At 37.4% G+C, this 7,773-nt stretch carries 5 protein-coding genes, 1 pseudogene and 1 riboswitch; of the genes and pseudogenes, 1 reads left to right on the top strand and 5 read right to left on the bottom strand.

The annotated features are described in order from the left end of the window. Positions 1–42 precede the first annotated feature (42 nt). Positions 43–2,199: pseudogene (locus tag CHI06_RS26495) on the bottom strand (glycoside hydrolase family 2 TIM barrel-domain containing protein); the annotation flags it as partial. A 276-nt stretch (positions 2,200–2,475) separates the two neighbouring features. On the opposite strand from CHI06_RS26495, the gene CHI06_RS26490 reads away from it, so the two are divergent. Continuing rightward, positions 2,476–3,282 carry a YitT family protein gene (locus tag CHI06_RS26490; RefSeq protein ID WP_095251639.1) on the top strand — a complete coding sequence of 269 codons (807 nt, stop codon included), beginning with the start codon at positions 2,476–2,478 and terminating at the stop codon, positions 3,280–3,282. Positions 3,283–3,543: 261 nt separating this feature from the next. Here the strand turns inward: CHI06_RS26490 and CHI06_RS26485 are convergent, their stop codons facing one another. From CHI06_RS26485 to CHI06_RS26470, 4 genes are all read right to left on the bottom strand, one after another. Further along, positions 3,544–4,908 (bottom strand): amino acid permease, encoded by a 1,365-nt coding sequence (locus tag CHI06_RS26485; RefSeq protein WP_095251638.1) that lies wholly within the window; start codon positions 4,906–4,908, stop codon positions 3,544–3,546. 196 nt (positions 4,909–5,104) lie between these two features. Beyond that, positions 5,105–5,186: riboswitch (glycine riboswitch) on the bottom strand. Positions 5,187–5,299: 113 nt separating this feature from the next. Beyond that, positions 5,300–6,043: an amino acid ABC transporter ATP-binding protein gene (locus tag CHI06_RS26480; RefSeq protein WP_095251637.1), complete on the bottom strand. Its 744-nt coding sequence runs from the start codon at positions 6,041–6,043 to the stop codon at positions 5,300–5,302. A gap of 21 nt (positions 6,044–6,064) precedes the next feature. Continuing rightward, a complete protein-coding gene (locus CHI06_RS26475; RefSeq protein WP_095251636.1) occupies positions 6,065–6,808 on the bottom strand; it encodes an amino acid ABC transporter permease in 744 nt (247 codons plus the stop codon). A gap of 63 nt (positions 6,809–6,871) precedes the next feature. Further along, positions 6,872–7,708, bottom strand: a complete 837-nt coding sequence (locus tag CHI06_RS26470; protein WP_095251635.1) for a transporter substrate-binding domain-containing protein — start codon at positions 7,706–7,708, stop codon at positions 6,872–6,874. Positions 7,709–7,773 lie beyond the last annotated feature (65 nt).

The raw sequence follows: 7,773 nt of genomic DNA, 5'->3' as shown, positions 1-7,773 counted from the left end.
GTAAAGAGCCTGAGTTTTAACTCAGGCTCTTTACGATCTATATTATTTAATTGGTTGAATCATAAATTCAAATTCCATGTCTTCGTCAGCTTTCACTAGATGTTCCGGATAAACGGGTGCTCCCCAGCTATCATCTCCACCAACGCCCATTTGTTTTCCCGCTACAGTAACAACTGTATAGTGAACATTAGGCAGTTCATAGTGATGAGCTGCATTCTCTATTTCAAATGCAGTATACGGTGAAAAATTACATTCTACTGGTTTAGAAGTGGAAGAAATTTTAATACCATTTCCGTCACTGTTTGTGAGGTTTACCCAGCGTACACCAGTGCGATTGCCAGATTCTTGCGGTTTTACATATCCCGATAAATTGTCTATAACGTTATTGGTAAATACCCCAAGCCTTGCTCCAGCTGCGCGATCTGAATAATTTTCTTCAGGTCCCATCGAGTACCATTCTAATTGGTCGTAATCCGCAGAAACCTTGAATGAAACTGCATAAATCGGCATTTGCGGAAGGTTTTCAGCACCATGATAGACTGATTTAACGCGCACACTTCCATCTGCAAATACGGTAAACGTGTTTTTGACTTCAATTTCTGAATGAATCGAGAATTTATAGGTAAAAGTAACCTCTACTTTGTCTTTATGTTCCTCTACCTCTAACCCAACAGATTGACGAGCTAGGCTAGCTGCATACCAGCATCCTGAAGTAAACCCTTGAGAAAATCCTCTGTCATTGTCGGTAGTTGCTCTCCAGAATAGTGGAAGTAGTGGAGCTTCAATCATCTCTCTACCTCCATATTTCATAGAAATAAGACTTTTAGCCTTTCGACAAAACATGATGGTAAAATCAGTACCATGCACACCAATGTTTTGTGTACCGTATGCTACTCTTAGATTCCCACTAGGAATTTGAGCAATTTGTTGTTTCTCCACAAACACATATTGGCCAAAGGCAATCTCATAACCAGCATCCCCCCAAAGCTTCTCTTCTTTTAGTTTGAAGGATGTATGGATGACATATTCACCTGCTTCACTTAGTAATTCAGCCGGTAAGTTAAATTCAACTCGACCTTCACTTTGTGGCAGGATATCCACTTGGTCCTGATTCCGATACAATTCTTTACCATCTAGGAATAGAATGTATTCCAAATCATAGATGGATGTATCTTCGAACAAACTTTCATTGATAATTGTAACCCCAGATTTATCAACATTAAGCTTGATATTCTGGTATAAATATTTCACTTCCTGCATCTTTGGTGATAGCTCTCGATTTGAATATACGATTCCATTCGTACAGAATCCATAGTCTGTAGGACGATCGCCAAAATCTCCTCCGTATGCAAGAAACTCTTGACCAAAGCGGTCTTTCTTTATTAGGGCTTGATCAATATAATCCCAAATAAATCCACCTTGGTACATCGGATATTTATTTTCAAGAGCGGTGTATTTGTCCATACCTCCAAGAGAATTCCCCATGGCATGCATATACTCACAGCTTATATAAGGCTTTTCAGGATTATCGTTTAAATATTCCTCAATATCTGCTGGCTTCGCATACATACGGCTCTCCATATCACTACTGTCGTTATAGTCACGATTATGGAAAACACCCTCGTAATGTACTAGGCGACTTGGATCAACAGACTTGAAGTAACGGGTAACATTCAGAATAACCTCACCTGCATAGGACTCATTACCACATGACCAGATCAATATTGATGGATGGTTTTTATCTCTTTGGACCATTGAAACAGCACGATCTAAAACAATATTTTGCCATTCCCGCTTGTTTCCAGGAATATTCCATGAAGGTTCAACTGCCCCCATCTTTTGCCAGGAACCATGTGTTTCCAAATTCATTTCATCGATAACATAAATTCCATATTCATCACATAATTCGTACCAATAACTTTGATTAGGATAATGAGATGTTCGCACAGCATTTATATTGTGTTGTTTCAATGTTTTAATATCCCAAAGCATATCTTCTTTTGTAACAGCACGACCTCTTCGGCAGTTGAATTCATGACGATTCACACCTTTGAACAGAATTCTTTCGCCGTTTAATCGCATGATTTTATCAACAAGCTCAAACTTTCGGAACCCAACCTTTTGTGGAATGACCTCTACAAGTTCACCTGAAGCGTTATAGATTTGAATATAGAGTTTATATAAATACGGATTTTCCGCATAATGTTCACCTCAGACGCAAAGCTAATTTACAAATATTCTTTCATATATTATACACATCAAATCTAGTATTGGCATTTTAACCACAGATTTATTATTCTGAATATTCAATCTAAAATTATACTAATAAAATATATTGACTCGCCATTTCGCTCGTGATAAATTATTTTTTAATAAATAAAATCTATGACGAGAAAGCACTAACTCGTCCCAATTTAGGGGCGAGTTTTTTTATGTAAAAATAATTCTATTTTTATTCTAAGGGGGTAAGTCGAAATGAAAAATTTAATTGTGATCACAGGTTCGTTGATCGTGGCTTTTGCCTTTAATTTCTTTCTCGTTCCTTATGGAATACTGAGCAGTGGTATAAGTGGTATCGCAATCTTGATTGGGCTAATTACTCCGTTTGATATTGGCTTAATGAATCTGCTGCTTAATTTACCATTAATGATTTTAGGCTATTTTAAACTTGGGAAAATGATTACGATCAATACACTCATTTGTGTTTTATCACTTTCGGTTTTCTTATACCTGTTGCCTGCAGTTCCTGTGACGGACAATATATTACTCTCAACCATTTTTGGAGGAATTATTGGAGGCATTGGAGTCGGCATCATTTTAAAGTCCTCCGGAACTTCTGGTGGTCTAGATATCATTGCGATTATCCTTTCCCGAACTAGTAATCTTTCTGTTGGTCTTCTTCTTACAGGTATGAACGGCATCATTGTACTTATTTCTGGAGCTGTTTTTAGCTGGAATATTGCCTTATACACGCTTTTGTCTATCTATTTAACTGGTAAGATGATTGATACCATCCACACGGATCATATAAAATTGACTATGCAGATAGTGACTTCAAAAGGTGAGTTAATACGAAAAGAATTACTAGAATCAGTCTATCGAGGGATTACAATCACGGAAGGCTACGGCGGCTACTCCCAAGAGAAAAAACAAATTATCATGATGGTTGTTACAAGCTACGAAACGGCACAAATAAAAAAAATTGTCCGTACCCATGATGAAAATGCATTTATTAATATATTTAAGACCGTTGAAGTTGACGGTGTATTCGCTAAAAATTAGAAGAGTTTCCGTTGAGTAGGGTGGTTTATGATAATCCATTGCAAATAGGTTACGCTTAAAATAGAAGGGAGCCCTAGTTTTATTAAAACGGGCTCCCTTTTATTTAAAAAAAGTGTTAAGGGGCTGACTTTTATCCTGTAAATTAGTAATGGCTTCTCTTATGGTACGGTTCCCCGTTTAATAAATTTAATCGCTCTTATATTAAACTGTCCATTATGGGTCATAGATCACAATGTGAAAAGCGCTCCGCTATGCTTGCTCCTATGCTGATAGTTTGATATCTTTTTCCTTTTTTCTTCTATTTGAATACAAAGTAAATAATAGAAGAAACCATAGAGGTGTCAACAATAAAGCAGGACGTGTTTCTTCAGCAACCAGCATAATGATGAGTATCATGGCAAACAACGCTAAGACAGCATAATTACTAAATGGTGTGAATGGTGCTTTAAATGTTGACTTTTTATGCAATTGTGGCTGTGTTTTCTTGTACCTTAAATGACATATGAGAATGACACCCCAAACCCAAATAAAACAAATTGCACTAATCGTTGTCACGATACCAAAAGCTTGTTCCGGAATAAGTTTGCTCAATAGAGCGCCTACTGATACGACAAGTGCGGATACCCATAAAGCATTACTTGGTACATAATTTTTATTCAGTTTTGCAAACTTGGATGGCGCCTGGTCATTTTTCCCTAAATTAAACAGGATCCGGCTTGTTGAAAACATCCCGCTGTTACAAGCAGAAGCGGCTGAAGTTAAGACGACAAAATTAATAATTCCTGCTGCAACCGGAATTCCGACTAAACCAAACGTTTTAACAAAAGGACTTTCTGCAGCATTTAGCTCTGTCCATGGGTTCACACATAATAAGATAATCAGAGCACCAACATAGAAGAATAAAATCCTTGCAGGAATTTTATTAATCGCCGATGGGATATTTTTTTCTGGATTGGCTGTTTCCGCTGCTGATACACCCACTAATTCCACACCGACATAGGCAAAGACGACCATTTGGAAGGAAAGTAAGAAACCTGAAACGCCGTTTGGAAAAAGTCCTCCATGTTGCCAAAGGTTTTGAACCGTAACCGTTCCAACATCGGTCTTGAATCCCATCACGAGCAAAATAACCCCAATGCCAATTAATACGAGAATCGTTATTACTTTTATCAAAGCAAACCAAAACTCTAACTCTCCGAAAAGCTTTACCGTTAATAGATTCAGTCCTAATATAATGATTAAACAGATGATGGCAGGTATCCATTGTGGAATATCAAACCAATATTGTACATATAAACCAACTGCAATCACATCAGCCATAGCAACCATAATCCAGCAAAACCAATAGGTCCATCCGGTTACAAACGCTGCCCGAGGCCCAAGATAATCTTCGGCAATGTCTGTAAAAGATTGATAACCTGCTTTAGACAAAAGAAGTTCCCCTAGGGCCCTCATAACAAAAAATACGGCGATACCTACGATTAAATAAGCAAAGATGATGGATGGGCCTGCCAGTTGTATCGCTTTACCTGATCCTAAGAACAATCCGGTACCAATGGTTCCGCCAATTGCGATTAGTTGAACATGCCGATTTTTTAAATCTCTCTTTAATTCTTGTTGTGCCAAACCTAACTCCTCCTTAAAAACGATTCTTTAATGTGAAACGATGAGCAATAATTTTACCCATTAACTTTATGAGTGACTGCTCTTTCTTCTTTTCTAAAACAAAAAAAAGAGATTGGATGTCCTCCAATCTCTTAGGTCTAAGAATAACAAATAATATTTATCATGCTAACGATTATCAGCATAACAAATAAATATTCAGTACTCTTCTGTCCTTTTGCCTGAGATTGTGAACCCTTCGGCGCCGCTTAAATTCCAGCGGTCTCTCCAGAAGCTGCTCCTGCTATAGTGTGACCCATAGCAATCATAGCCTCAAATTATTAAGTTTTTTACTCTTGTTAACTATCTTCAAATAATTTTTAATTTTAATAGTATTTAAACATTTTGTCAACAATCAATGTGATGGTTTTAAAGTACGTTGTAGGAATTCCCTCGTACGGTCTTGTGTTGGATTATTGAAAATTTGCTCTGGACTTCCTTCCTCTGCAATAACTCCCTTGTCCATAAATACAGCGCGATCAGATACTTCTTTTGCAAATTCCATTTCGTGCGTTACGATTAACATCGTTAGACCTGATTCTGCGAGTTCCTTCATGACTTTTAGAACTTCTCCTACCATTTCTGGATCAAGCGCGGATGTTGGTTCATCAAATAACATCACATCGGGTTCCATGGAAAGTGCTCTTGCAATCGCCACGCGCTGCTTTTGGCCGCCGGATAGCTGCTTTGGCTTCGCGTTGATATATTTGTCCATACCAACAACCTTCAAGTACTTCATCGCTACTTTTTCAGCTTCTTCTTTGGAGCGTTTTAATACTTTTATTTGGCCTACCACACAGTTGTTTAGAACATTGTGATTGTTAAATAAGTTAAACTGTTGGAATACCATGCCTAAATGCTTGCGGTAATCCGCTACATCATGCTTATCATCCAGGATATTTTCACCATGATAGATAATTTGTCCGCCGCTTGGTTTTTCTAATAGATTAATACAACGAAGAAGAGTTGATTTACCAGATCCTGAGGAACCGATAATGGAGACTACTTCTCCCTTATTCACAGAAAAATTAATGTCTTTTAGCACTTCATGCGTTCCAAAGGATTTGTTTAAATGTTGAATATCAATAATCTTTTCCATATTCTCCTCCTCCTTCTCCCATTATTTTTGACTTACTTCTAGCTGCGTATCATTTCCGATCATCGTATAGTTATCAGAGCCATCTAATTTCTTTTCAACGAATAGCAATATTCTTGTGACAATAAAGGTCATCACAAAATAAATCATACAGGCTACGAAAAATGATTCGAAATATCTAAAGTTATTACCTGAAATCGATTTTGTAACAAAATATAATTCTGTAACCGAAATAACATTCAGAACGGACGTATCTTTAATATTAATAACAAATTGATTTCCTGTAGCAGGTAAAATATTGCGAATAACCTGTGGTAAAACCACATTCCACATTGTTTGAACATGATTCATTCCGATAGCATGCGCTGCTTCAAACTGTCCTTTATCTATCGAAACAATCCCGCCACGAACAATTTCTGCCATATAGGCTCCTGTATTAATCGATACCACAATAATAGCCGCAACAAAAACATTCATATCTAAACCAAATGCTAATGCAGAACCATAATAAATCACCATCGCTTGTACAATCATCGGTGTTCCACGGAAGAATTCGATATAAATAGAAAGGATTACATTAATTATTTTTAAAAATACTTTTTTCGCTCCACGTTCAGGGACTGGAATGGTACGTATGACCCCTGCTAATAATCCAATAATCGCCCCCAAAACCGTTCCAATGAGAGCAATCAAAAGTGTTAAACCAGCACCACGAAGGAACATAGGCCAGTTTTCTGAGATAATTGTAATGACCCACTCAAAACTCATCTTTTATCCTCCTTTTCTGTATAAAACCGACTGTACTAGTAAATACAGCCGGCTTCGTTAAAATTATTTTGCTGCTGGTTGATTCTTAATAGCTGTATCCATAATGCTTGTACGTTCTTCTTCTGATATAGCTGATAAAATTTCATTGATTTTATCTGTCAGGTCACTGCCTTTTTCAAGGCCGACAGCGATTGCTGTATCATCTGCTGATGTTTTAAATCCTTCTTCAAATTCAACCATAACGTAGTTTTCATTTGCAGCTGATGCACTAACTCCTTCTGGACGCTCTGAAACGTATCCGTCAATCATTCCTGATTCAAGAGCTACTCTCATTGCTGGGAAGTTGTCCATTGCTGTTTTCTTGTCTACACCTTCAATTTGATCAATTACTGAGTAGTGGAACGTATTTAATTGAGCTGTAACTTTTGCCCCTTTGAAATCTTGGATAGAAGTTGCACCTTCATACTTGCTGCCTTTTTTGACAACCATCACTAAATTGGATGTATAGTAATTATCCGAAAAATCGATTGTTTTTTTACGATCTGCTGTCGGTGACATACCAGCTATAATCGCATCAATTTTTCCTGAGGTTAAAGCTGGCACAAGACCATCCCACTCTGTTTTGACAATCACTAATTCTTTTCCTAAACCTTCCGCTACTTTTTTAGCAATTTCAACATCATACCCGCCCGCAAATTCTGCAGAACCGCCTATTTTAACACCACCGTTGGAATCATCGTTTTGAGTCCAGTTAAATGGAGCATATCCTGCTTCAAGTCCGACCGTAAAAGTATTATCCTCTGATGCTCCAGAATTAGAACCCTTGCTTGTCCCACATCCTGCTAATAGAACAATAGCTGAAACCAATAAAACAATAAATAATGATAACTTATTTCTCATGATGCTCTCCCCCTGTTTTTTTAATAGTTTTAATAGTTTACTAAAAACAAAAAACGGCCTGAGAT

It is taken from the genome of Bacillus sp. 7884-1 (genome assembly GCF_002272245.1).
In the GTDB taxonomy this organism is placed as follows: Bacteria; Bacillota; Bacilli; order Bacillales; family Cytobacillaceae; genus Neobacillus.
This window is presented reverse-complemented; position numbering and strand designations above follow the sequence as displayed.